Genomic DNA, 20,215 nt, shown 5'->3' with positions numbered 1-20,215 from the left:
GGTACACGCGCACTTTGGTGGCCCTGGTGGACGGCTACGGCATCGACTTCCTCTCCGGAGCCGCCACCGCGGAGCAGGTCGAAGAACGCCTCCTGCGCCATGCGCGGCTGATGACCGGAATGTGACGACACTCCGGCACGCCGTCACAGGCCCCGGTTCGCAACATCGTTGCCGCTCACACCCCTTACTCACTGGTGAGGCTCGGACATGCCGTGTAGCGTCAGCAGCAGATGTCGTGGTTCGCCCAGACCGCCCGCGCCGGAGTGCGGGCGGTTTGCTGTGCAATGCCGGAGGACCAGGACGACCACCTCCGGGTTCGCACGGTGCGGATCCGATATCGGCTGAAAGGCAAAGGCATGGCCAGCGGAACCGTCAAGTGGTTCAACTCTGAAAAGGGCTTCGGCTTCATCGCGCAGGACGGCGGCGGTCCCGACGTCTTCGCGCACTACTCCAACATCAACGCCCAGGGCTACCGCGAGCTGCAGGAAGGCCAGGCCGTCACCTTCGACATCACCCAGGGCCAGAAGGGCCCGCAGGCGGAGAACATCACCCCCGCCTGACCGGGAGACCGCCGAAACGGGGCACGGTGCCCGGGAACCGATCGGTTCCCGGGCACCGTGCCCCGGTGTCCGCGGCGGCGTTCGCGCGCCGCGGCCGTCAGGCGACGTGCCGCAGAAAGGCGAGGAGCGCGGCCGTCAGCTCGGACGGCGCGTCCTCCTGCACGAGATGGCCCGCATGGGCGATCGGCTCCCACCGGGCGCCGGGGACGGCGGCGGCGAGTTCGCGTCCTTTCGCCACGGGGATCCACGTGTCGTCCTCGCCCCAGCAGACCAACGTCGGGACGCCGATCGCGGAGTACCGCTCCTGGATCTCGTCGGTGTGACGCTGGTCGGCCTGGGCGATCTGCCGGTAGAAGGCCGGCTGCCCCGACTCGCCCAGCCAGGGCTCGACGAGCCGGTCCAGCACCATGGGACGCAGTCCCGGGCTGCTGGCGGAAGCGACGTACTCACGCACCAGAGCGCGATGGAGCGCGGGCGGCAGCTCCTCGAAGACCTCCGCGTGGTCGCCGACCAGCCGGAAGAACGGCGATCCCCACGGCGCCAGCGCGACCGGATCGACGAGGGCGAGGGCCCGGTAGCCGGCGCCGTGCAGCAGGTGGGCGCGCAGCGCGACGGCGCCGCCGAAGTCGTGGGCGACCACGAGGGGCTCCGCCAGGCCCCAGTGGTCCAGTAGCTCGGTGAAGACCCGGCCCTGGGCGGCCAGGGACACGTCCTGGCCCGCGTACTTCTCCGACATGCCGTAGCCGGGCATGTCCCAGACGAACACCTGATGGTCGCGGGCCAGCGAGCGGGCCACCGCACGCCAGACGTACGAGGAGAACGGCGTGCCGTGCAGCAGGACCAGCGGCGGCCGGTCCGCTCCGCCCAGCCGGTTCCAGCGAACGGCCCCGGAACCGCTGCGGAACGTCTCGGGCAACGGCCATCCGGTCATGGGTACTCCTTTCGGTCGGCCGCTCAGGCGGGCCGGGTCGCTCAGGCAGGCCGGGCGGGCCGGGTTGGCCGGGCGGGCCGGGCGCCGGTGAGGGGGCGTGCCGGCCCGAGCCCGCCGGGGGCGACCGCGGACCGCGTCACCGGAGCCGCCCGTCGAGTACGCCGACCCTCCAGGCGGTGGGCGCTCGTGGCGCCGCTCCCGGTGATGCCGTCCGCGGTCAGGGCGTCACGGCTTGCGGGCCAGGCCGCCGTGTTCGCCGATGAGCGCCGGGGCGTCGGAGCCGGCCTCCGGACGCCAGCGGGTGACGGGCACGACCCCGGGGTCCACGAGCTCCAGGCCGTCGAAGAACGCCGTGATCTGATCGACGGTGCGCAGAATGTAGGGAGCGGCGCCGCTCTCGTTGTAGGCGTCCTGGGCCCGGTCGAATTCCGGATCGACGCCTCGTGAGCCGTCGTTGACGGAGAGGTAGCTGCCGGACGGAAGGGCGTCCATCAGCCGGGTGACGATGGAACGCGCCTGGTCGTAGTCCGCCACGTGACCCAGAATGTTGCTGAGGATGAGGGCGACGGGCCGGTCGAAGTCCAGCGTCCTGGCGGCGTCCCTCAGGACACCGTCGGGGTCGAGCACGTCGGAGTCGATGTAGGCGGTCGCCCCCTCGGGAGTGGAGTAGAGCAGCGCACGGGCGTGGGCGAGGACCATCGGATCGTTGTCGACGTAGACGATCCGGGTCTCGGGGGCGATGCGCTGGGCGACCTCGTGGGTGTTGTCGGCGGTCGGCAGACCGGTCCCGATGTCGAGGAACTGCCGGACACCCGCCTCGGCGACCAGGTACGTGATGTTGCGGCGCAGGAAGGCGCGGCTGCTGCGGGCGATGGTCACGATGCCGGGGAACACGGCGGTGTACGCGTCGCCGGCCTCCTCGTCGACCGGGTAGTTGTCCTTCCCGCCCAGCCAGTAGTTCCAGATCCGGGCCGAGTGCGGCACCGAGGTGTCGATCTTCTGGTGCCCTGCGGTGCCGGGTGTCGTCACGGGGTCGCTCATGGGTACGGTCCGTCTTTCAGCCGAGGCATGGGTGCTTCACCACAACCTACGTCGCAACGGCCCTTTCCTGTACACCGGTTCGCTGTTTCACCGCCGGCCCGGCTGCCCCTGGTCACCCTTGGTCACCTGCCGTGATCCCGGTCGGGCCCTAGAGGCGCGGCGCGCCCGTCACCGACATCACCAGTGAGTACAGGGACGTGGTGGCCGTGATGAACAGGCGGTTGTTCTTCGGGCCGCCGAAGGCGATGTTGGAGACCGGCTCGGGCACCCGCAGCCGGCCGATGAGGGTGCCGTCGGGGTCGTAGCAGTGGACGCCGTCGTCCAGTGCGGCGGCCCACAGGCGGCCCTCGTCGTCGAAGCGGATGTTGTCGAAGTGCACGTCGCCCCGGGCCTTCGCGAAAACCCTGCCGTCGGACAGCGTGCCGTCCTCGCGGACGTCGAACACGTGGATCCGGGCGGCCCGGGAGTCGGAGACGAACAGCCGCCGCTCGTCCGGGGAGAGGATGACGCCGTTGGGCCCGTCGAAGCCGTCGGCGGCGAGCCGGACCTCTCCCGACGCCGGGTCGATCCGGTACACGTTGCACGCGCCGATCTCGGACTCGGCGCGATATCCCTCGTAGTCGCTGGTGATGCCGAAGTCCGGGTCGGAGAACCAGATCGTGCCGTCGGAGCGTACGACGGAGTCGTTGGGGCTGTTGAGCCGCTTGCCGCCGTAGCGGTCGGCGAGGACGGTGACGGTCCCGTCGGGTTCGGTGCGGGTGACCCGGCGGTTGCCCTGTTCGCAGGTGACCAGGCGGCCCTGCCGGTCGAGGGTGTTCCCGTTGCTGTGGCCGGCCGGGGTGCGCAGGACGCCGACCGTGCCGGTGGCCTCGTCCCAGCGCAGGATGCGGTCGTTGGGGATGTCGCTCCAGATCAACTGGCGCCAGGCGGGCACGTACAGCGGGCCCTCGGCCCAGCGGCAGCCGTCGTGCAGGACCTCCAGTCTGCTGTCACCGTTCGCACAGCGCCCGGTGCGGAAGCGGTCGTTCAGGATCTCGTACGGGCCGTCGGTGGACATGGTGTCCTCTCAGCAGTAGTGATCAGAATGTCATTCAACGTAGCACGCACATTTCCGAATCAGGTACGGTCTGTGGATGAAATCAGTGGATGAGATCGACCGTCGCCTGATCGCGTTGCTCCAGCGGGACGCGACCCGGCCGTACGCCGCTCTGGGCAAGGAGGTCGGCCTGTCGGCGGGCGCCGCCCACGAGCGCGTCCGCAAGCTGCGGGAACAGGGCGTCATCAGGGCCACCACGGTCGACGTCGACCCCGAGGCGCTCGACCGCGGAGTCCTCGCCTTCGTGCTGGTCGACTCCACGGCGTGGATGGGTGACCGGGCCGAGGACTTCGCCGCGGTGCCGGAGATCCAGGAGGCGCACGTCATCGCGGGCAGCGCGGCCGTCCTGGTCAAGGTGCGCACCGCCACCACCGAGCGGCTCCAGGACGTGCTGCGCCGCCTCTACGCGATCGACGGGGTCAGCGGTACCCAGGCGACGGTCGTGCTCGAGACGTTCTTCGAACGGCCGCTGGCCGCCGGTTAGCGGCCTGCCCCCGTCCGCTCCCGGAACGGCACCAGGACGCGGAAAGCCTCCGGAGCCGGCCGGACGGGGTCGCGCCGGCGTCGGCGAGGGGGAACCGGGCACGCAGGTACCCGTCCGGACGGACGACGAAGCCGGTCGGGCCGACGGGACGGTGGAGCCGGACGAACTCCCCGGCCATGGTGGCCCCGCGGCACAGGACCGGCCGCCGTCGACGCCGCGAGCCTCCGCTCAAGGCCCGTCCGGCCGAGGCTGCGCGCGAGTTCCATGCCTGTGGCGCACCGGTGCGGTGTCCGGCCGGGCGGCGGGCGGGCGCTCATCGGTCGTCGCCCGCACGTTCGTGCCGCGGTGCTCTCTGATACGCGGTCCTGATTCCAGAGAATAGCCAGAAGCGCGATGGCGCATTGCGGGCCCCGGGAGTTGGCCCGTTACATCCGGAACCTTGAATTCCGTGCAATAACCATGGTGTGACGCCGGACACATGAGTAAAGTCTTGATCAAGTGGAGTCGATGGTTCGATACTGAGCGCACGCTCGGTGCCGCGGATTGACCACCGCTTCACGAGGTCGCAGTCGAGGGGGGAAGCTCTTGTTTCTGAGCGAGATGAATCAGGACGTCACGGTCCCTCCCGCCCTCACCTGACTGTCCAAGCAATTTGTTGCTGGCGGCTATTCAGCAGGCCTGAGCCATGTCCTTCCTCGAGTGTTCCAGTGCATCGGAGCCAGGCGCCCCACCGTCGGACGACCACGAGGTTGATAGGTGAATCGTAATACATCCTTAAGAGACTCCCACCTCAGACTAGGAAACGATCACTTGAGAATCCTTCAACTTGTCTCGCAGGGCTGCACCATGACACAGGTGGCTCGCCGTATGGAGATGAGCGACCGCACCTTGCGGCGCAAAGTACGGTCGATATGTGACCGCGTCGACGTGGAAACTCCGATAGAGGCAGTGGTCTGGGCCGTGCGTCGAAGAATCATCTGAGTGGCACGGGCGGAGAAGGCGTAAAGACGAAGGCGTGTATGCGGCGGCGGCCGTCGACGGGGGAGGAATCCGTCGACGGCCGCCGCCTTGTGCCCGGGCAGCCCGGTGGCGGTCGCACCGGCGGTGGCGTCGTCCCGCACGGCACACGGCGCATCCTTGCCCCGGTGGCCGATTGCGGTCACTTCGTTGTCCCTCGGCCTCGCCCCGCGATAGAAAACGTCTGTGGCAGGCGAAACGATCACTCCCCCGCAGGGCCGGCCTTCCGCGTCGGCTGTCGACAGTCCCGTGGACGCATCGGTCGAACAGCTCCTGATGCAACTCCGGCTGGGTTCCCTGAGCGCTTCGGAGGTCTATTCCTATCCCGGCCGGAACGAGAACTGGTCCGGTGTCACGGACGCCGGTAATTCGGTATTCGTGAAACGGCTGAAAGGGAGCCCCGAGGAATCCCGGAAGCGCTACCGAAGGATCGTCGCGTTCGAGCGTCTCGCCAATGCGGGCCTCCGTCCCTTTCCTCGCCCGGAATTCCTCGGTGGAGACGAGGAACATCGGCTGCTGGTGTTCCGGATGCTGGACGACATCAGGTCCGGCAGTGAACTCGCCGCGGAAAAGGAGTTCACCGAGTCCATGTCGGCCCAGGCGGGCCGGACGCTGGCCACACTGCACCGACTCCCGTTCCGGGACGAGGACTTCCCCGAGCCGGATCCCCACCCGTTCCCGCCGGTCGACGACCTGCGGTCGCTGCCGCTGGAGATGTACGTCCACGCCACCGGTGCCTTCGTCCAGGCGTGGGGGCTGTTACAGCGCGACGCCGCGCTGCTCGAGGCACTGGAGCGGCTGCGAGCGGCCGAGACACACGTCGTCCGCGTGCCCGTCCACGGCGACCTGAGGCTGGACCAGTTCCTGCTCACCGACACCGCGTTCCACGTGAACGACTGGGAGGAGTTCCGGCTGGGGGACCCGGCACGCGATGTCGGGGCGTACGTCGGCGAATGGCTGCACCGCGCGGTGCTCAGGATTCCCGCACAGGAGACGGACGACGCGTTCTCGGCCGTGCTCACCCACGACGAGGTCGTGGCGCGCGGAAGCGAGGAACTGGACCGTGTGCTGCCGCTGATCTCCGCGTTCCACCGCGGTTACCGCGAGGGCGGCGGTCCGGACGACGACGGACTCGTGGTGCGCGCCACGTCCTACGCGGGTTGGCATCTGATCGACCGGCTGATCGCCTCGACCAGGGAGAGCGGCAGGCTGTCGGCCATCGTGCGGGCGGCGGCGGGCATCGGCAGGACCGCGCTGCTCGACCCGCGGAACTTCGTCGGCACGATAGGACTGGGGGAGGCGTCATGAGCACGCGCACCGAGGAGTCCGTCCCGCACGGGGAGCGGACGGCGGAGCGGCCCGCCGTGACCGGGGCACCCGCGCCGGTGCTGTCGGCCGGTCTCCGCCTCGCGCTGGAGGACGTGCATATCGCGCCGGACGGCCGGACGGCCCGGGTGCGGGACGACGAGGTGACCGCCGAGTCCCCGTCGGCGATGCGCTTCGCCCTCGCCCGCACCCTGTACGAGGTGCTGCACACCGGGCGCGGGGTCAAGGACCGCGAGTCGCCCAGGACCCTGCGCGCGCCCGAATACGAGGGACGGCTGGCGAAGGCGACACCGCATCCGGAGACGGTCGTCGCGGGAATTCTCACCGACCGGCGCTCGGCCACCGGCCGGCGGGTCGTGGAGATCGACGGCCTGCGGGTGGGCGTCCCGGACGCGCTGACGCTGCGGAGGACCGGGCGCACGTCGGGCGACGCCGGCCGCCCGGTGGTGCTGATGAACCTCCCGTCGGCCCGACCACTCGTATCGCCGGGCTTCTTCCTCGTGGACAGCGGCACGGGCCGCACCGGCGGCGGCGACCTGCTGCGGCTCTATCTCCGAATCGCGGACGCCGACGCGGCCCCCGAGCTGTGGCACGCCGTACTGAGCGCCCTGGAGAGCCGCTCCGTCACCTACCGAGCGAAAATCATCTCCAATCCCGCGAGCCTGCCGCGCAACGACGGCATGGTCGTCTACCTGAGCTCGGGCTCCTGGGACGCCGTCGGCGCGGTGACCGAGGAGGCTCTGGCCACCGGCCTGCCGGACGGACCCGCCCCCGCGTTCGCCCATGAGGTCGCGCCCGGGGTGACAGCCGCGTGGGAACCGAAGGACGACCGTACGGGCATGCGTGGACTGAGTTTCGGCGAACACCGGGCGCACGTGGTCGCGCGGGCCTTCGTGGCCGCCGCGGAACAGCGGCGCGAGCGTCCGACGGCCGCCGAGCTGGCCGCGGCGTGCGTCGCGGCGAACGTGGACCCCGCCGACCCTGCCCGCAACCTCGACTCGGGCGACTGGCCGTGGCACGGGGCCCACCGGCCGGCCTGAACCGCCGGACGCGCGAACGACGGTGGCCCGACCCGACCGCACACCGCAGGAGGTCCAGCAGCATGGCCAGAGAACCACGTCCGGACGACACCCGCGAACTGCGTGTCTTCACCCAGCTCCTGGAGGGCCGGAGGGCCACCGTGGCCGCCGCGGTGGTGCTGAGTCTCCTGTCCGCCGCAGCCACCCTCGTCCTTCCCCTTCAGGTCCGCGATCTGGTGATGGCTCTGGCCGGGGACGAACGCCCCGTCGGCCCGCTGCTCATGATGGCGGGCCTCGCGGTGGGCGCCGGGCTGGCGACGGCGCTCTCCTCCTACCTGCTCGCCCGTGCCGGTGAGGGCCTGGTCTCCGAGGCGCGCTTCCGCATCGTCTCGCACATCCTGACCCTGCCGCTGCGCTGGGTCCGGCGCGAAGGGGCCGGCAACCTGGTCGCGCGCGCCAACTCCGACAGCACGCAGTTGCGTTCCGTGGTGGACGTCGGGGTGGCGCAGATACCGTCCTCGCTCTTCCTGGCCGTCGGCACCCTGATCGCCATGGGCGTGCTGGACTGGGTTCTGCTGCTCGTCGTGCTCGCCACCTTCTCGGTCGCCGGTGCCGGCATCTTCCTGTGCGTGCGCTCGATCCGCAGCGGTGTGGAGCGTCAGCAGAACGCCATCGGGACCATGTCGCAGCAGATGACGGCGGCCGTTCTCTCCCTGCCCACGGTCAAGGCGTTCCTCGCCGAACGCCAGGTGGCGTCCGCGCTGGGCCACAGCGTGGAGGACGCGCGCAAGGCCGCCGTGTCGGTCGCGCGGGTGACCGCCCTGGTCGGACCCACCATGCAGTTCGGCCAGCAGCTCTCGATCATCGCGGTGATGGTGACCAGCGGCGCCCGGCTGGCCTCCGGGGACCTGGGCATCGGCGAGTTCGCCGCCTTCATCGTCTACCTGCTGCAACTCGTCGCGCCGCTGACCCTGCTGGTCTCCGGCGTGGCCCGGATGCAGAGCGGCCTGGCCGCGCGCGGACGGCTCAACAGCGTGCTCACCGTCGCCCCGGAGAGCCCCGGGGCGACCTCCCCGGTCGAGCCGTCGCCGACCGCGCCCGCGGTGGAGTTCGACGACGTCACGTACACGGACGGCGGGCGCACCATCATCCACGAAGCCGCCTTCGCGGCCCCCGCACGGGGACTCACCGCCATCGTCGGGCCGTCGGGAGCGGGAAAGACGACACTGCTCGCGCTCACCGAGCGCTTCCTTCTGCCGGAGTCGGGCCGCATCTCCGTCTGCGGGCGGCCGGTCGAGGAGTGGCCCCTGACCCAACTGCGCGGCGAGATCAGTTACGTCGACCAGAGCTTCACCCTGGTGGAGGGCACGGTGCGGCAGAACCTCCAGCTCGGACGGGACCGGTCGCTGCCGGACGCGGAGCTGTGGCGGGCGCTGGAGACCCTGGGGCTGCGCGGTGCCGTCGAAGCGCTGCCGGACGGTCTCGACACCGAGCTGGGACGGGCCGAGGACCTGTCGGGGGGCCAGCGGCAGCGGCTGGCGGCCGCCCGCGTCCTCCTGCGGGACACCCGCGTCGTCATCTTCGACGAACCGACCTCACAGCTCGACAGCGAGAACGAGGAACGGCTGCGGGCGCTGATGCGCACCCTGGCCGCCGAGCGCGCGGTGCTCGTGGTCGCCCACCGCATCTCCACGGTGCAGGACGCCGACCTGATCGTGGTCGTGGACGAGGGGCACATCGTCGACCGGGGCACGCACGAGGAGTTGCTGACGCGCTCCGCGCTCTACCAGGAACTGGTGCACGGACAGTCGCTGCGCGACCCGGTCAGGCGGGCGGCCGGCGTCGTCCCGGCGGATCCCGGCGCCACGCCGTCCGGTGGCCCGGTGCCGTCCGCTCCGGTGGCCGGGGCGGCTGCCCGGTGACCGGTACGACGAGCGCGGGGGAACCGGTGGGGGCGCGCCGCCTGCTGGTGATCGGGACCGGATCCGTGACCGCCGCGCACCTGCCCTTCTGGGCCAGTTGGCTGCAGGCCGGGCACCCGGGGACGCAGGTGCGCTACGTCCTGACCAAGGCGGCCACCAGGTTCGTCACCCGCGACGCGCTGACTGCCATCGGCGGCTGTGACGTACTGGTGGACCGGTGGCCCGACGAGCCCGAGCCGAGGGCCCGGCATGTCGACCTCGCCCAGTGGCCCGACGCGGTCGTGGTGCTGCCGGCGACGCTCAACTACCTGGCCAGGCTGGCCGCCGGACTGGGCGACTCGCCCTCCGTCCTCGCGCTTCAGTGCACGCGCGCGGCGATCGCACTCGCGCCCGCCCTGCCGCCCGGCGGCGCGGAGAGCGCGGCGTACGCGGAACACACCGCCCGGCTCCGGGCGCGCCGCAACGTGGTGGTCGTCCCGCCCCACCCCGGACGCAGTACGACCAGTGGGAAGCGCGAGGCGTGGGCGCCCGCGTCCTTCCCCGAAGTCCTAACCGCGGCCGACGGGCTGCGGGCGGTGCTCGACGCACCCGAGGCCGGCGGCCACACCGGGCCCGAGCAGGAACACGCATCCGCCTGACACCTCACGGAGGAACACATGACCACCGAAGCACCCCGGCAGCGGGCGACCGCCGAGGACAGCAGCGCGTACGGGGAGTCGCTGGCGGACGTCTACGACTCGCTCTACCCCGCCTCGGGACCGGCCGTCGACTCCATGGTCGCCTTCCTGCGGGAGCTGCGCCCCGCACCCGCATCACTGCTCGAACTGGGCGTCGGCACCGGGCGGTTGGCGATCCCGCTGGCCCGGCACGGCTACCGGGTGCACGGTGTGGACGCCTCTCCGGCGATGCTGGCGAAACTCCACGAGAACGACCCCACGGGCGAGGTCACCACCTCGGTGGGCGACTTCGGCGCGCTGGCCGTCGACGAGCGGTACGACCTGGTCCTCACCGCGCTCAACACCTTCTTCATGCTCCCCACCCAGGAGCAGCAGATCAACTGCCTGCGCGGCATCCACGACGCGCTCGCGGACGGCGGTGCGGCGGTCTTCGAGACGTACAACCCGCAGGTCTATCACCGGCTCACCGAGGCCACGACCCGGGTCGGCCATCTGGCGCCGGACGCCCTGCTGCTCGACACGATCCAGGTGAACCAGTCGCTCCAGTCCGTCCTGGTCGTCCACACGATCATGGACTCCGGCCGGCTGCGGAAGGTGCCGGAGGTCAGCCGCTACGCCTGGCCGGCCGAGTTCGACGTGATGGCCCGGCTCGCGGGTCTGCGTGTGACCGGCCGCTGGGCCGACTGGGACCGCAGCCCGGTCACGGACCAAGCGGAGAAGCACATCTATGTGGTGGAGCGCCAAAGCGTATGAGTAACTTGACGAGCTGTTGTGTTAAAGCAATACTTCAGTGAGTCAACGCATTGCATCGGAAGGTGTGACATGGCTGGGCCGACGCTGGAGGTCGATGGCGTACGGAAGAGTTACGGCAGACGCCGGGCCGTCGACGACATGACCTTCGACATCCGCGCCGGTGAGCTGTTCGGCTTTGTGGGAAGCAACGGAGCCGGCAAGACCACCACGATGCGGATCGTCCTCGGAGTGCTCACGCCCGACGCGGGAGAGGTGCGCTGGCTCGGCCGTCCGGTCGGCTTCGACGCCCGCAGGCAGTTCGGTTACATGCCGGAGGAGCGGGGCCTCTATCCCCGGATGAAGGTCGGCGAGCACCTGAGGTACCTGGGGGAGCTGCACGGCCTGTCCCCGGCCGCCGCACGGGCCGCGGCGGGGCGGTGGATCGAGCGGCTGGAGCTTTCCTCCCACGCCTCGCAGGAGGTCCAGAACCTGAGCCTGGGCAACCAGCAGCGCGTGCAGTTGGCCGCCGCGCTGGTCCACGGACCGAGGGTGCTGGTGCTCGACGAGCCCTTCTCCGGACTCGATCCGGTGGCGGTGGACGTCATGCGCGACGTGCTCGCCGAGCGGGCCGCCGACGGAGTGCCCGTCATGTTCTCCAGCCACCAACTGGCGCTGGTCGAGCGGGTCTGCGACCGGGTGGGCATCGTCGGCGGCGGGCGGCTGATCGCCTGCGGGACGGTCCGGGAGCTGAGCGAGAACGCCGGCCGCCGGCTGCTGGTCGAGGCCCCGGAGGCGGACGGGAACTGGGCCGCGGGGCTGGCGGGCGTGGAGGTCGTGAGGCGCGAGGGCGCCCGTACCTGGCTCCGCCTGGCGCAGGGCGCGGACGACCAGCGGGTGCTGCACGCGGCGCTGGCCACCGGGCCGGTCTCCGCCTTCGTGTCCGAACACCCGCCGCTGACCGAGCTGTACCGCGACCTGGTCACCGGGACGGACGACCGGGCCGAGGGCGGCGAGCGATGAGCGCGACGACACGGGCGTCGCACGGAGCGACCGGTCCCGACACACCGGACGGGGAGCGGAATCCCACCCCGCGCCGTGGCACCGCGGGCCCGCAGGCCGATACCGCCGCGCTGTCGGCGCGCAGGGCGGTCGGCCTGGTCGCCCGGCGGGAGGTCAGCAGCAGGATGCGGACGAAGTCCTTCGTCCTGAGCACCCTGGGGCTGTTGCTCGGGCTCGGCGCCTATGCCCTGATCATCGTCGTCGCCCAGGACGGGCCGACCAGGGTCGGTGTCGAACGAGAAGCCTCGGCGCTGCGCCCGGCGCTCGCCGCGGCGGCCGAGGAGACGGGCGGCTTCGAGTTCGTCCCCGTCGAGGGCACCCGTACCGACCGGCTCCTGCGCGAGGGGGAACTGGCCGCCGTGATCGGCGGCGGAGCCGGCGGGCAGCTCACCCTGACCGTGGAACACGAAGCGGACGAGGACCTGCTCGCCGTGACACGGGCCGCCGCTGCCAGGGAACGCACCGCCACGGAACTGGAACGCGCGGGCGTGGACCCCGGGGAGTTCAGGCAACGCGTGGCCTCGGCCACGGTGGAGGTCGACGCCCTGGACCCCTCGGAGAACAGCGCGGCCGAGCAGTTCGCGCTGATCCTCGCCTCCACCGGGCTGCTGTACTTCTTCTTCGTCTTCTACGGGATCATGCTGGCGCAGGGCGTGGTGGAGGAGAAGGCCGGCCGCGTCGTGGAGTTGCTGCTCTCCACCATTCGCCCCTGGCAGCTCCTCGCCGGAAAACTGATCGGGGTGGCCGTGGTCGGCCTGACCCAGCTCGTACTGCTCGGCGGCGCGGCGGTGGCCCTCGCGCACGGCACCGGAACCGTCACCCTGCCGACCGCCCTGGGCGGGACTCTGGTGACGCTGGGCGTCTGGTTCATGCTCGGCTTCTTCCTCTTCGCCGCCATGCTGGCCGCGGCGGCCGCGCGCGTCTCACGGCAGGAGGATCTCCAAGGCGTGGCGCAACCGGTGATGCTGCTCATCACCACGCCGTTCGTGCTGGGCATAGCCCTGCTGAGCAAGAACGCGCACGATCCGTTGATCGAGTGGCTGTCGCTCGTACCGCCGCTCAGCCCGATCCTGATGCCGGCCCGCACGCTGCTCGGTGTCGCCCCCGTCTGGCAGATCGCCCTCTCCCTGGTCCTGACGGCCGCCGCGCTGGCCGCGATGACCCGGGTCGCCGGGCGGATGTATGCCAACAGCGTGCTGCGCAGCGGTTCCAGGGTTCCGCTCGCCGAGGCACTGAGGCTGCGCTGAGGAAGCGCCCCTGGCCGTCGCCTCCGTCCTGTCCGTCGCCCGCTCCAGTCCTTCGTGCCCCGCCCCCGTCCACCCGGCCCGCCGGGCCACCCGACAACCGAGGAGTACCTCATGAGCACCACTCTCTGGATCGTCATCGCCATCGCCCTCGTCATCGCCGTGATCGCGGGGATCAAGAAGAGCCGGGGCTGACCCGCCCGATCGGCGCACGTCCCCGAGGGGGCTGTGCCTCCGCGTGGACCACGCGGAGGCACAGCCCCCTCGATCCGTCAGAAGTCGAGTTCGCCGGTGTCGCCCCGGCGCAGCGGCGCCACCGCCGCCTCGTCGGCGACGACCACCCCCGTGAAACCGGCGGGACGGAAGAACCGGTGGGCCGCCTCGACGACCGCGTCGTGCGTTACGCCCTCCAGCAGCGGCCCCCAGTCGTGCAGCCAGTCCGAACCGACACCGACGTGCAGCAGGTTCGCCAGACCGGACGCCAGCGCGCCCGGCGAGGACATCGCCGTGGCGGTGGAGCCGACCGCGTAGCTCCGGGCGGCGTCCACCTCACCCGCCGACGGCGGCTCGGCCGCCATGCGCTCCAGCTCCGCCCTGATCACCGCGAGGGCCGGCACGGTGTGCTCGGCGGCGGTGTCGGCCTCGACCATCAGCGTCGAGGCCCCCGGCACCGACTCCACGCCCGAACCGAGCTGATACGCGTATCCCTTCTCCTCGCGCAGGCACGCGACCAGCCGGGAGGCGAAGGATCCGCCGAAGACCAACTGCGCCAGATGCAGGGCCGGGTAACCCGGGTCCGTGCGGGGCAGCGCGGGGGTGGCGAGCCGGATCACACTCTGGACGGCGCCGGGCCGGTCCACCCGGAGCAGCGGTCCGCCCGCGAACCACGACGACGCGTCGGGCCGGTCGTCCGCCGGCCCCGGCTCCCATGCCCCGAAGGCGTCCGTAACCGCGGCGACGGCGTCCTTCGGCCGCAGGTCGCCGACCAGCACGAGCACCGCGCCCCGGGCGCCCAGATGCCGCGCGTGCAGTGCGGCCAGGTCCTCCGGCGTGCAGGCGGCTGCCGGTTCGGGCGCCGGCTGCCGCAGGGCGGCGGTCCTGTCGCCGTACCGGTGCCGCAGCAGCGCGTGCTGCGCGAGGGCCGCCGGCTGGTGGGCGGCCAGTTGGATACGGCGTACCAGCGCCTCGATCTGGGGGCTGACGGCGTCCTCGGTCAGCCGCGGCTCGAGGACGCTCTCGGCCAGCAGGGCGAGCACGTCGGGCAGACCGTCGGCCATGGTGTGCCCGGCGAAGGTGAACCGGTGCGCGTCCGCGGCGGCGTCCAGGGTGGCGCCGTGTGCGGCGAGAGCGAAGTCGTGGGCGTCCGTGTCCCGGTGCGCGGTGCCTCGCAGCAGGGACGCGGCCAGCAACTGGCACCGGGTCACTTCGCCGGGCATCCTCGCGGTGTACGGGATGGTGAGACGGATCTCCACGACGGGGACGACGGGGGCCGAGCAGACCACCACACGCAGTCCATTGACGAGGGTGGTGTCGACGTCGGGCAGCGGCAGCCGCCCGTCCGCGGCGCCCGGCCCCGAGCCCCCGGTCACGCCGCCTTCCCGCGTACCCCGGCCGGTACGAAGCGCACGACAGCCCGGTGCGAGGAGGTGAGCCGGCCGGCGGCCCGGCGCACCTGCTCCCCGGTCACCCCGGTCCGTACCAGCTCCGGCAGCGTCTGCGTCAACTCGGCCTCGCCGAACAGTGCTTCGCGCAGGCCGAGCAGTTGCGCCCGGGTGCCCGGATCGCCGAGTTCACGCAGCGCACCCGCGGCCCAGCGCGCGGTCGTGGCACGCAGCAGACCCGGGTCGACCCCGTCCTCCGCCAGGGTCTGCAGCGTGCCGTCCAGCGCGGCCAGAACGTCCTCGGCACCGCGCTCGTGCACGGCGAACAGCGTCAGCAGATCGGGCCCCGTCGTGTCCAGTGGCAGTCCGAAGAGGCCGCAGCCCACCGAGAGGCTCGTCATCCGCGCGGCGGCCGGTCCGCGACGCAGCAGGGCCCGTCTGCCCTGGCCGAGCAGCGCGGCCAGGACCAGATGCGCGAGGTAGTCGGCGCGCTCGGTCACCGGATCCGGCATGCGGTAACCCACCGCCACGGCGGGCGTTCCGGCGTGCGGGTCGGCGACCGTCAGCCGCCGCTCCCGATCCGGCGACGGCTCGTGCCCGTCCGGCGCGGCCACCGACGGACGCGCCGGCACGGATTCGAAGTGGCTGCGTACGAGACGTTCCGCCGATCCCGGGTCGAACGCGCCGGTCAGTGTCACCACGGCGTTCGAGGGTCCGTAGTGATCGGCGAAGAACCTTTCGCACCGCGGGATGTCGAAGGCCGCGAGGTCGGCGGTTTCGCCGTACCCGTCCCTGATGTTCTCCGCGCGCGAGTGCAGGGCACCCGGCAACACCCAGGGGAATGCGCCGTACGGGCGATTCCGCACCATGAGGCGGATCTCCTCGTCGATCACCGCGGTCTGCGTGCGCAGGGTCTGCGCGGTAATACAAGGGGCACGCATTCGGTCCGCTTCGAGCGCGAGCAGCATTTCCATGGCGGAGGCCGGAGCGGCGGCGTAGTAGACCGTCACGTCCTGGCGGGTTCTGGCGTCACCGAAACCGCCGGCGCGCTGGAGCCGGGGCAGATACCCCTCGGGTGCGGCACCGTGACCGCCTTGGAAGACAAGGTGTTCGAAGAGGTGCGCGAGGCCGGTGTGCCCCTTTGGCTCGGTGCGGAATCCGACGCCGTAATGCACCGCGAGGCCGACCGAGGCGCCGACGGGATGCGGTGCCAGCAGCACCCGCAGACCATTGTCCAATTCCAGGCGGTGCAACTGAGTTCGGATCATCCGGGTGAGCATAGAACGAGGCAACTTCCCACTCAACGGAGGGCGTTGACCGATAGCGGCCAATGTCCGCATGCGGCCAACTCCATTGCCATCGCGACACCGGCCGGGGAATGGTTCTGACACGACCGGGGCACGTGATCGCCATCGCCGGAAGCGCCGCCCCGGTCACCAACCGATTCCGCTCACACCCATGGGAGTGATTATGAACACCCAGTCCCTCATCAGCGGTTACTCCGCCTACGCCGCCGCCGACGAGATCGTTCCCGCGGTCGAGGCTCCGGGCGCCACCATCACCATCACCACCTCGTCGCAGGCGTGCATCTCCGCCGCGTCCGCCATCTCGGCGGTGTCGATCGACAACACCTTCGACCACTCCTGCTGAATCGCGTGACGCGCTGAGAAACAGGGCGGGTGCCCACCGCCGCAATCGGTGGGCACCCGCCCTGTCGCACGATAGTGGGTCGCCGGTACCCGGCGGTCGGATCACTCGTCCTGGTAGGACTCGGAGTCCTCGACGCCCGTGTCGGACAGGCCCAGGATGATGGAGGGCAGCGCCGACGAGGTCAGCATCAGTGTCGTCAGCAGCGCGGGCATCCGCTCGATCATCCCGGGGTCGTTCTGGAAGACGACCATGAGCAGAACGACCGCCATGCCGGCGGCGATCGCGCACTGGTACCCGATGAAGGAGACCCGGTCGCGCAGCCCGCGCTCGCGTTCATCCAGTCCCGCCACCGGCCGTTCGGCCACCCCCCGGGTCATCGAGCGCAGCACGCCCCAGAGCAACAGCCACAGGACGAAGCCCACGAGCCACCACGAGTCGGAGAACGCGTTGCCGTCCGAGACCAGCGACAGCGCCACCATGGCGGCGCTCAGCGCGCAGAGTGAGAGTGCCACGGGGCGCATGGGGCTGCGGACCCCACTCGTTGTCCCGTCGGAACCTTCCCGGCTCACGTGCGTTCCTCCTTCTTGTACAACTGGGCGGAGAGCGGGACGAAGGGTTGACGACTGAAGATCGCTTCGACCGGAAGTTCGAACACGTCGCTGAAGCGGAAGGCCAGATCGAGGCTCGGGAAGTAGTCACCCCGTTCGATGGCGCCGATGGTCTGCGGGTGTACCTCCACCAGTTCGGCCAGCGCGACCCTGCTGAGACCGCGCTCCGCGCGGAGCACTCTCAACTGGTTGTAGATCGGCATTCCCTCGCGATGACTCACTGGGCTCATGCAAGAAATGTAGTGCTAACACAACAACCCGTCAAGAAATAGCTACGGGAAGGAAGGCTTACCTGTGACCGACGTGCTCCCGAGCGTGCTCGTGCCGAACATGCCCGACACCCCGGACGCCCTGCGGCCCTTCGCCGAGCTGGTGCGCGACACCGGCGCGCGCCGGTTGTGGACGGGCCAGTCGCTCAAGCTGGAGACCCACCAGGCGTTCGCCCACCTCGCCGGCGCCGGGGTACGCGTCCCCGTCGGCACCGGCGTGACCCTGATGCCGCTGCGCCACCCTTACGAGGCCGCCCTGCAGGCCCGCTCCCTCGCCCTGCTGACCGGGAGGACGGTGGTGGCCGGATACGGCGTCGGCGCACCGGCGTTCGTACGCAGCCTCAACGGACGCACCTATCCCAGCCCGCGCACGATGGCCGCCGACTACCTGCGCACGGTCCGCTCGCTGCTGGACGGAGAGATCGTCGACCATGCGGGCGACTACCACGCGCTGCGCGGGCGGCTGATCCCCATGGACCACCCGGGCGTGGAGGTCGGCGTGGGAGTGCTGCGCCCCAACATGGCACGCACCGCCGGCGGCGTCGCGGACGTCGCCATCACCTGGATGACCCCGCCCGGATACGTCGCCGGGACCCTGCTGCCCGCCCTGGAGGAAGGCGCAAAGGACCGGGACGCCCGCTGCCGCGTCGCGACCGCCGTCCATGTCGCGGTCGAGCGGAGCGGCCGGGACCCGTACGTCCTCGCGCACACGGCCGCCGCCGGGCACCTGGTGGCCGACCACTACACCGACATGCTGCGCCGCGCCGGTGTGCGGGCCGATCCGTCCGACCCGAGGGCCGGCGCCGCCGCCCTGGTGGACAGCGGCACCTACGTGTTCGGCTCGGCGGACCACATAGCCGCCCGCCTCGACGAGTACCGGGGCGCCGGGGTGGACGAGGTGATCCTCAACTGCGGCGGGGTGCTCTTCACCGAGGGCCGGGACGCGGCGTTCCGGGACGTCCGGGAGATCATCGAGGCGGTCCGGCGGCGGCACGGTGGCTGAGCCGGTCACCGCCTCGGAAGCCGAGCCGGTCACCGTGCGCGAGTACGGCACCCGCTATCTGCGGATCACCGTGCGGTACCACGGGGGCACGGCATTCAGTTGGCTGCGCGCACCCGGGCCGGCCCACACCCGTCCGCAGCGCCTTCCCACGGCGGCGGTCGAGGCGGCCCTGCGCCGGTCCGACGTCGCCGTCGGTGACGCGGCGGACGGCCGGCCCGGCGCCCGGCTCGCCCTGGGGGAGTGGGCCGGTGGCCCGGCGCCGGACGGTGAGGCACCCCAGGGCGTGCTGTACCGGGTGCAGGGCGCCGTCTCGGTGGCCCGGCTGCTGCCCTCCGGTGACAGCACCGCCCACCGGCTCGCGGTGAGTGCGCTGGCGGACGCGGGCAGGACGCTGCGGCGGCTGCACCGGGAGCCGTGGGACTTCCCCGAGCGGCCGCCGCACCCGGGCCTGCGGCGGCTTCGCGCCTGGGTCGTGGGGGAGGACACCACCCCGGGAGCGACCCGGCTGCGCGCACTGGTCCGCACCCGGCTCGGCCCTTCACTGTGGAGCCGGCTGACCGACTGGTCCGAGGCCGCGAACGACACCCGCGGTTCGGGCGCGGTCCTGCTGCACGGCGCGCCGAGCACCGGCTGGCTGGTCCCCTCCGCCGCCGGCGGCCGAGCTGCCCTGCTCACCGGTGAGGAGGTCACCGGCGGCGACCCGGCCCTCGACCTCGGCTGGATCCTCGGGGAACTGCACGAACTGAACGCAGCCGCCGCCCGCGGCCTCGGCGCCGCCGGGCAGGGACCTCCGGTCGACTACCCGGCGGCGGCGCACGCCCTGCTCTCCGGCTACGCCGACGGCACCGGCACCGCCGGCGTCGCCGCCCTCCCGCCCGGCACCGAACGCGCGGCCACACTCCGACTGGCCGTCCACATGCGGGACTACGCGTCGTTCGTCGGTTGGCACGAGGACCTGCGCCGATACTGCGACCTGCTGGCGGAGGCGCTCGCCGAGGACGGCGCCCCCGCCCTCCGTTGGGGTACGGCCCCCGGGAGCGTCAGGTCGTGACGACCGTCGTCGTCACCACCACCGTGATGATCGCCGTCAGCGCGTCCTCCGCGGCCTTCACGACGTGACGTACCGCCGTCGCGGACCACCTGCCCCGCGAGACCGATTCCATGGCCGCCTCCACCCGGTGCGCGTCGGCGCCCGGGAAGGCCAGGCGGTGCAGTTTGGCTCCGTGCAGCAGGGCCACCAGGCTCGCCGTGCGCTCGTCCGGCGCCGCGCCCTGCAGGACGACCGCGTGGAGGCGCTGCCGTACCGCCGCCTCCACCGAGCCGTCGGCCTCCGGGTACCGGCGCACGGGGAAGAGGCCGAGCACCTTCTTCTTCTCCTCGCGGACCAGCCCCTTCTCGATCAGGCCCGTGTTCGCCCGGGCCACGGCGTCCGTCTTCAGCCGGTTGATCCAGTCCTTGGTGCTGCCCGGCTTCTCCTTGCCGGCGACGGCGTCGAGCGCGGCGTCCAGGGCGGGCTCGCCCAGCGGCGTCGCGTCGACGACGGTGACCTTGTCACCGGTCACGTCGATCCGGCCGGCCAGTGCGAGTTCCACCAGCGCGGCCGCGGCGATCGCCGGGGCGACCTTCGCCGGCTCCCTGGCGGTGCCGGACTCGTCGTCCAGCGAGAGGAGCAGGAGCTGCTCGCCCAGGGTGGCCGAGGCCGCCTCGGAGGTCTCCGTGGAGGTTGCCGTGGGGGGTTCCATCGCTGTGTCCGTTCCTTCGGTGTCCGGGTGGGGCCGGTCGTCGGTGCTGAAGGTCCTCACCTCTGCTCTCTGGGACGCGCCTACCCGCACCGCCGTTCCCACACGGCCGATCCCGGCCACCGGGACACGGCGGTGTCGAAGCCGGAAGCCATGCAGATGCCGCCCCTTCCTCGCGAACCGGCGTGTCGCCTGGGCGGGAAGAGGGCGCAGGCACGTGTCGACCAGATGTCCCGG

21 protein-coding genes are annotated in these 20,215 nt (G+C 71.5%); 13 read left to right on the top strand and 8 right to left on the bottom strand.

Annotated features, from left to right (window positions below; translation table 11 throughout):
- Positions 1–356: 356 nt before the first annotated feature.
- Positions 357–560, top strand: coding sequence for a cold-shock protein (locus tag B1H29_RS01940; RefSeq protein ID WP_003978336.1), 204 nt, complete (start codon positions 357–359; stop codon positions 558–560).
- A gap of 97 nt (positions 561–657) precedes the next feature.
- Here B1H29_RS01940 and B1H29_RS01935 read toward each other — a convergent pair whose 3' ends face one another.
- From B1H29_RS01935 to B1H29_RS01925, 3 genes are all read right to left on the bottom strand, one after another.
- Positions 658–1,491: an alpha/beta fold hydrolase gene (locus B1H29_RS01935; RefSeq protein WP_055421427.1), complete on the bottom strand. Its 834-nt coding sequence runs from the start codon at positions 1,489–1,491 to the stop codon at positions 658–660.
- A 225-nt stretch (positions 1,492–1,716) separates the two neighbouring features.
- Positions 1,717–2,532 carry an SAM-dependent methyltransferase gene (locus tag B1H29_RS01930; protein ID WP_055421428.1) on the bottom strand — a complete coding sequence of 272 codons (816 nt, stop codon included), beginning with the start codon at positions 2,530–2,532 and terminating at the stop codon, positions 1,717–1,719.
- 148 nt (positions 2,533–2,680) lie between these two features.
- Positions 2,681–3,589 carry an SMP-30/gluconolactonase/LRE family protein gene (locus B1H29_RS01925; RefSeq protein ID WP_055421429.1) on the bottom strand — a complete coding sequence of 303 codons (909 nt, stop codon included), beginning with the start codon at positions 3,587–3,589 and terminating at the stop codon, positions 2,681–2,683.
- 76 nt (positions 3,590–3,665) lie between these two features.
- On the opposite strand from B1H29_RS01925, the gene B1H29_RS01920 reads away from it, so the two are divergent.
- The 9 genes from B1H29_RS01920 to B1H29_RS37910 all read left to right on the top strand — a co-directional run bounded on the left by B1H29_RS01920 (position 3,666) and on the right by B1H29_RS37910 (position 13,303).
- Positions 3,666–4,112, top strand: a complete 447-nt coding sequence (locus B1H29_RS01920; RefSeq protein ID WP_234393174.1) for an Lrp/AsnC family transcriptional regulator — start codon at positions 3,666–3,668, stop codon at positions 4,110–4,112.
- Positions 4,113–5,315: 1,203 nt separating this feature from the next.
- Positions 5,316–6,437: a class V lanthionine synthetase subunit LxmK gene (gene lxmK / locus B1H29_RS01905; RefSeq protein WP_159027761.1), complete on the top strand. Its 1,122-nt coding sequence runs from the start codon at positions 5,316–5,318 to the stop codon at positions 6,435–6,437.
- Positions 6,434–7,495, top strand: coding sequence for a T3SS effector HopA1 family protein (locus tag B1H29_RS01900; RefSeq protein ID WP_055421432.1), 1,062 nt, complete (start codon positions 6,434–6,436; stop codon positions 7,493–7,495). Before lxmK ends, B1H29_RS01900 begins: the two co-directional genes overlap by 4 nt.
- Before the next feature lie 62 nt (positions 7,496–7,557).
- Positions 7,558–9,396, top strand: coding sequence for an ABC transporter ATP-binding protein (locus B1H29_RS01895; protein WP_063787549.1), 1,839 nt, complete (start codon positions 7,558–7,560; stop codon positions 9,394–9,396).
- Positions 9,393–10,034: a flavoprotein gene (locus tag B1H29_RS01890; protein WP_055421433.1), complete on the top strand. Its 642-nt coding sequence runs from the start codon at positions 9,393–9,395 to the stop codon at positions 10,032–10,034. Before B1H29_RS01895 ends, B1H29_RS01890 begins: the two co-directional genes overlap by 4 nt.
- A gap of 18 nt (positions 10,035–10,052) precedes the next feature.
- Positions 10,053–10,826 (top strand): class I SAM-dependent methyltransferase, encoded by a 774-nt coding sequence (locus B1H29_RS01885; RefSeq protein ID WP_055421434.1) that lies wholly within the window; start codon positions 10,053–10,055, stop codon positions 10,824–10,826.
- A 69-nt stretch (positions 10,827–10,895) separates the two neighbouring features.
- Positions 10,896–11,825 carry an ABC transporter ATP-binding protein gene (locus B1H29_RS01880; RefSeq protein WP_055421435.1) on the top strand — a complete coding sequence of 310 codons (930 nt, stop codon included), beginning with the start codon at positions 10,896–10,898 and terminating at the stop codon, positions 11,823–11,825.
- On the top strand, positions 11,822–13,111 hold the full coding sequence (locus tag B1H29_RS01875) for an ABC transporter permease (RefSeq protein ID WP_079159960.1): 1,290 nt from the start codon (positions 11,822–11,824) through the stop codon (positions 13,109–13,111). Before B1H29_RS01880 ends, B1H29_RS01875 begins: the two co-directional genes overlap by 4 nt.
- 54 nt (positions 13,112–13,165) lie before the next feature.
- Positions 13,166–13,303, top strand: a complete 138-nt coding sequence (locus B1H29_RS37910) for a hypothetical protein (protein ID WP_159027760.1) — start codon at positions 13,166–13,168, stop codon at positions 13,301–13,303.
- A gap of 77 nt (positions 13,304–13,380) precedes the next feature.
- On the opposite strand, the gene B1H29_RS01870 is transcribed toward B1H29_RS37910, so the two are convergent.
- Both B1H29_RS01870 and B1H29_RS01865 read right to left on the bottom strand, forming a co-directional pair.
- Complete coding sequence (locus B1H29_RS01870; protein WP_055421436.1) at positions 13,381–14,697, bottom strand: M16 family metallopeptidase; 1,317 nt, start codon at positions 14,695–14,697, stop codon at positions 13,381–13,383.
- Positions 14,694–15,977, bottom strand: coding sequence for a M16 family metallopeptidase (locus tag B1H29_RS01865; RefSeq protein WP_063787563.1), 1,284 nt, complete (start codon positions 15,975–15,977; stop codon positions 14,694–14,696). The genes B1H29_RS01870 and B1H29_RS01865 overlap by 4 nt, the downstream gene beginning before the upstream one ends.
- 202 nt (positions 15,978–16,179) lie before the next feature.
- On the opposite strand from B1H29_RS01865, the gene B1H29_RS37905 reads away from it, so the two are divergent.
- Positions 16,180–16,359: a hypothetical protein gene (locus B1H29_RS37905; RefSeq protein ID WP_055421438.1), complete on the top strand. Its 180-nt coding sequence runs from the start codon at positions 16,180–16,182 to the stop codon at positions 16,357–16,359.
- Positions 16,360–16,460: 101 nt separating this feature from the next.
- Here the strand turns inward: B1H29_RS37905 and B1H29_RS01855 are convergent, their stop codons facing one another.
- Both B1H29_RS01855 and B1H29_RS01850 read right to left on the bottom strand, forming a co-directional pair.
- Positions 16,461–16,871 carry a hypothetical protein gene (locus tag B1H29_RS01855; protein ID WP_159027759.1) on the bottom strand — a complete coding sequence of 137 codons (411 nt, stop codon included), beginning with the start codon at positions 16,869–16,871 and terminating at the stop codon, positions 16,461–16,463.
- Between the two features lie 53 nt (positions 16,872–16,924).
- Positions 16,925–17,197, bottom strand: coding sequence for a helix-turn-helix transcriptional regulator (locus B1H29_RS01850; protein WP_055421440.1), 273 nt, complete (start codon positions 17,195–17,197; stop codon positions 16,925–16,927).
- Positions 17,198–17,261: 64 nt separating this feature from the next.
- On the opposite strand from B1H29_RS01850, the gene B1H29_RS01845 reads away from it, so the two are divergent.
- Positions 17,262–18,239, top strand: a complete 978-nt coding sequence (locus tag B1H29_RS01845; protein WP_055421441.1) for an LLM class flavin-dependent oxidoreductase — start codon at positions 17,262–17,264, stop codon at positions 18,237–18,239.
- Positions 18,232–19,290: a hypothetical protein gene (locus B1H29_RS01840; protein ID WP_055421442.1), complete on the top strand. Its 1,059-nt coding sequence runs from the start codon at positions 18,232–18,234 to the stop codon at positions 19,288–19,290. Before B1H29_RS01845 ends, B1H29_RS01840 begins: the two co-directional genes overlap by 8 nt.
- Here B1H29_RS01840 and B1H29_RS01835 read toward each other — a convergent pair.
- The gene (locus B1H29_RS01835) at positions 19,280–19,981 is read right to left on the bottom strand and encodes a GOLPH3/VPS74 family protein (protein WP_063787565.1); all 702 of its coding nucleotides are present in this window, start codon (positions 19,979–19,981) and stop codon (positions 19,280–19,282) included. The genes B1H29_RS01840 and B1H29_RS01835 overlap by 11 nt on opposite strands.
- Positions 19,982–20,215: the final 234 nt, after the last annotated feature.

Source organism: Streptomyces pactum, from assembly GCF_002005225.1.
Classification (GTDB): domain Bacteria; phylum Actinomycetota; class Actinomycetes; order Streptomycetales; family Streptomycetaceae; genus Streptomyces; species Streptomyces pactum_A.
This window is presented reverse-complemented; position numbering and strand designations above follow the sequence as displayed.